The organism is Ideonella sp. P3_A4 (assembly GCF_056403075.1).
On sequence record NZ_JBFUGE010000519.1, the window covers coordinates 1 to 4,309 of the forward strand.

Here is a 4,309-nt window from a genome sequence, read left to right on the forward strand (position 1 = left end):
CCTGTGGGCGAAGATTGGTCMTCGCTACTATATCTACACCAATCTGCAGAACATCGCCGAGCGTGAGACCTCGGGTGTTGACGTTGACGCACGTTTGCGCTTGGGCGAAACCGCGGTCGGTAAGGTCGCGCTGCGTAACTTGTTGACCTACTACTCGTCGGACAAGTCGCGTCAGGCCAAGGGCGAAGAGTATGCGGAGTACTTGGGTACCTACGCCAAGCCCTATTTCCGAAATGCATTCTCTGCGACGACCGAACTGGGTGCCTGGACTCTGTCAGGTACCTGGAAGACGGTGGGGGGGTTCTGGGATTCGGACCAATCATTCCCTGATGCCGTCGCTGCTTCGGGCCATCGCAAAGTGGGTACGTTCGAAGAGCTCGACCTGCAAGCACAGTACTCCGGTTTTGCCGGCCTGGAGCTGACCGCCGGCGTAAAGAACGCGCTGAACCGGATGCCTCCGCTGAGCCTGCAAAACGGTACTGACAACACCTATACTCAGCAAGGCTTCGCCGAACTGTATTCGTCCCGCGGTCGCTTCTTCTACTTGGGTGTCAAATACGCTTTCCGATGATCTAGTGTCGGCGTAGTGAAAAGGGGTGCCCGCTCGGCACCCCTTTTTTTGGTTCTGCGTCTATTTTCCGCAGCAAGCTAACCTTCCGCTTCCGGGCTTGATGCTGGCCATTATTCGTTGCAATGTGGTGTGGGGGTGTTTCTTGAATTCAAGACGTTAGTGATCTCGGATGCGAGGCCGCATTTCAATAGATGCTATCGATCGCGTAGCAACGTAACTCCAGGCCTAGAAATTAAGTTGTTTCCAAGTCGTGTCCACTCTCGTCATCGTTGCTGTGCCCCTAAGGCTTCAGTAGGAATGAGCTGTCTGGTGTGCATTTTGAAGAGAAAATCTCCTATCGCTGAAGGTTAAGCGAGTCAAGTGGTATGAATACCAAGTGATCGCTGGCCGGTGCGCATCAGGTAGGCAGTTCTTCGGCTCATTGGCGTTGTTGCGCTCGATTTCGCTGTGTTGGCGCAACAGATACTTCCATTTTGGAGGTGTTAGAGGGTTTCCCGCTAGTTCCCCATAGATGGGGTGCCTTGACAATTCGGCTGCGTGTTTTCGAGGCGGGTGCACTCTGGCTTCACAAGACCGGCATGCAACTTGCTTCGTGGCAGGGTTTATCCATTAGCCTTCCCTTACTCAGGAGTGGTACGTATGTTCCAGAAAACAAAGCTCAACACGAGCTTGCTGCTTGCCTTTGGTGGCGGGCTGATCCTGGCGTCCGGCGCGGTGTCCGCGCAAGAGCGCGTCGAGATCACCGGTTCCCGCATCAAGACGGTTCAAACCGAAGGCACCTCGCCAGTCGTCGTGCTGGGCAAGGAAGCGATTGCGCTGGAAGGTGTTCGCAACGCCGAACAACTGTTGAACAATCTGCCCCAGGTCTTTGCTGACCAAGGGGGCAGCGTGTCGAACGGGGCCACCGGTACCGCGACAGTGAATCTGCGCAATTTCGGCGCCGACCGCACTCTGGTGCTGGTTAACGGCCGTCGGCTGCCCGCTGGCAGCCCGCGCGCACTGGCCGCCGACTTGAACCAAATCCCGGTGTCGCTGATCAAGCGCGTCGAGGTGCTGACCGGTGGCGCATCGGCCATCTATGGTTCGGACGCCGTTGCTGGCGTAGTGAACTTCATCCTCGACGACAAATTCGAGGGTGTGCAAATCGACCTGAACCACGAGTTCTACAACCATTCGCAGCACACCAGCCAGGGCGTCAAGGATGCCAACGAGGCCCGCGGCTTCAAGCTGCCTGGCGACAAGGGTTCCGACGGTAAGGTTACCGACTTCAACTTGACGGTCGGTGGCAACTTTGCGGACGGCAAGGGCAATGCGACCCTGTACCTAGCGCACAAGACCGAAGATGCGCYGCTGCAGTCCGAGCGCGATTTCTCAACCTGCGCACTGGGTTCCAGCACTGACGGTTGGGCTTGCGGTGGTTCGTCCACGAGCTTCCCGGGTCGTTTCAAGAACCTGAACACTGGTGAGAACTGGACAATGAACTCGGACGGCAGTGTCCGTGCGTTCGTCACGGCGACCGACCAGTACAACTTCTCGCCGTTGAACTACTTCCAGCGTCCGTCGGACCGCTACGTTGCCAACGCGACGGCGCACTACGACCTAGCGGACTGGGCCCGCGTGTACGCTGAGTTCGGCTTCCACGACGACCATACCGTCGCTCAGATTGCCCCTAGCGGCATCTTCTATGGCGGCTTTGCTACGCCGGCCACCTTCGACAACCCGCTGATCACTGCGGCGTGGAAAAACGCCCTGGGCCTGAACGCTTCGGGCGACTCCACTGACTTGTACATCGGTCGCCGTAACGTCGAAGGCGGTGGCCGTCAAGACGACATCCGTCACACGTCGTTCCGCACGGTGCTCGGTGTGAAGGGCGACATCGGTGACTCATGGAGCTATGACGTGTCAGCGATGGTCGGCAAGGTCATCTATCAAGAGACCTACAAGAACGACTTCTCCAATACGCGTCTGCTGCGTGCCCTGGACGTCGTCACCGATCCGGCGACCGGCCAGGCTGCTTGCCGCAGCTTCGTCGACGGCACCGACACCTCTTGCGTGCCTTACAACATCTGGTCGCCAGGCGGCGTGACGCCGCAAGCGCTCGCCTACCTGCAGACCCCGGGCTTCCAGAAGGGCTTCACCTCGACCGAGGTCCTGTCGGCTTCGATCAACGGTGACCTGACGTCGTACGGCGTCAAGACCCCGTGGGCCAAGAGCGGMTTGGGTGTCGCGGTCGGTGTCGAGCATCGCACCGAGGAGCTGGACCTGAGCACCGACGCCGAGTTCACGACGGGCGACTTGGCCGGTCAAGGCGGCCCGACCATTGGCCAGAGCGGCAGCTTCTCCGTGACGGATATCTTCACCGAACTGCGCATGCCGCTGATCGAGAAGGCCCCGTTCGCTGAGCTGCTGGCCGTCAATGCTAGCTACCGCTTTTCTGACTACAGCCGTGACGTGACGACCAGTACCTGGGGCCTGGGTCTCGAGTGGGCACCGATCAACATGTTCAAGGTCCGCGCCAGCGCACAGAAAGCCACACGCGCTCCGAACCTCGTCGAGCTGTACTCGCCGGCGGGTCTGGGTTTGTACGACAACCGCCAAGGCGATCCTTGCGCAGGCGATGCGCCTGCTGCGTCGCTCGAAGAGTGCGCGCGGACTGGCGTGACCGCCGCTCAGTACGGTCACATCGATCCCAGCCCGGCCGGTCAGTACAACGCCCTCTTTGGTGGTACAGCGAGCCTGAAGCCCGAAACGTCCAACAGCTGGACGCTGGGCTTCGTCTTGAATCCCATCAAGGACATGAACCTGACCTTCGACTATTTCAACCTGAAGGTCGACGACATCATTGGTTCGAGCCCGATCGGTATCTTGAACGCCTGTCTGAACTCGGGTGACGCCGCGTTCTGCGACCTGATCCATCGCGGCGGYGACGGTTCGCTGTGGACCGGGACCAGCAACATCGAGGCGCTGAACCAGAACCAGTCGTACAAGAAGACCGCAGGTCTGGACGTCGGTGCTGACTATGCGCTGCGTATTGGTGACATGGGGCGAGTGGACTTCTCCTTCAAGGGTACGTGGCTGCAGAGCTTCAAGGCCGAGGATGTGCCGGGTTCGGGTGAGTACGACTGCGCTGGCTACTACGGTGATCTGTGCGGTACGCCTGCACCGAAGTGGCGTCACAGCATGCGCACGACGTGGCGCTCGCCGTGGAACGTCGACTTGACGCTGAACTGGCGCTATATCGACGCAGTCAAGGTTGACTCTTCCAGCTCGAATCCGCTTCTGCACTACGAAGACGGCATCAACGATCTGACGAAGAAGCTGTCCGCTCAGAACTACTTCGACATCGGCGCGAGCTACAAGGCCACCAAGAACATCACGTTGTCGGCTACGATCAACAACGTGCTAGACAAGGATCCCCCGTTGCGTGACAGTGGCGCTGGCTTGGTGAACGGCAACACCTACCCGGTGGTGTACGACGCACTGGGTCGTCGCGTGTCGCTGACGCTGAACGCCAAGTTCTGATCAATTGCCGGCGCAAGCCGGATCAACAAGGCAAGGGGGTCGCTGCGGCGACCCCTTTTTCATGTGCATGACCCGTCCTACCCTGCGTTGACACCCTGACCTTGCAGAAAAAGGGCAGGTGTCATGGAGTCGAGGGAAGGGCGCACGCCGCGCGACTACACGGAGGCTTTTAAGCTGGCAGTGGTGGCGCAGGTGAAAAAGGGGGAACTGACATAC

2 protein-coding genes are annotated in these 4,309 nt (G+C 59.2%); both read left to right on the forward strand.

What is annotated here, in order from left to right; all coding sequences use genetic code 11:
- A partial coding sequence (locus AC1DYI_RS28020; RefSeq protein ID WP_477207400.1) for a hypothetical protein occupies window positions 1-571 on the forward strand: 571 nt, incomplete at its 5' end.
- Window positions 572-1,210: 639 nt separating this feature from the next.
- The gene (locus AC1DYI_RS28025; RefSeq protein WP_477207401.1) at window positions 1,211-4,093 is read left to right on the forward strand and encodes a TonB-dependent receptor domain-containing protein; all 2,883 of its coding nucleotides are present in this window, start codon (window positions 1,211-1,213) and stop codon (window positions 4,091-4,093) included.
- Window positions 4,094-4,309 lie beyond the last annotated feature (216 nt).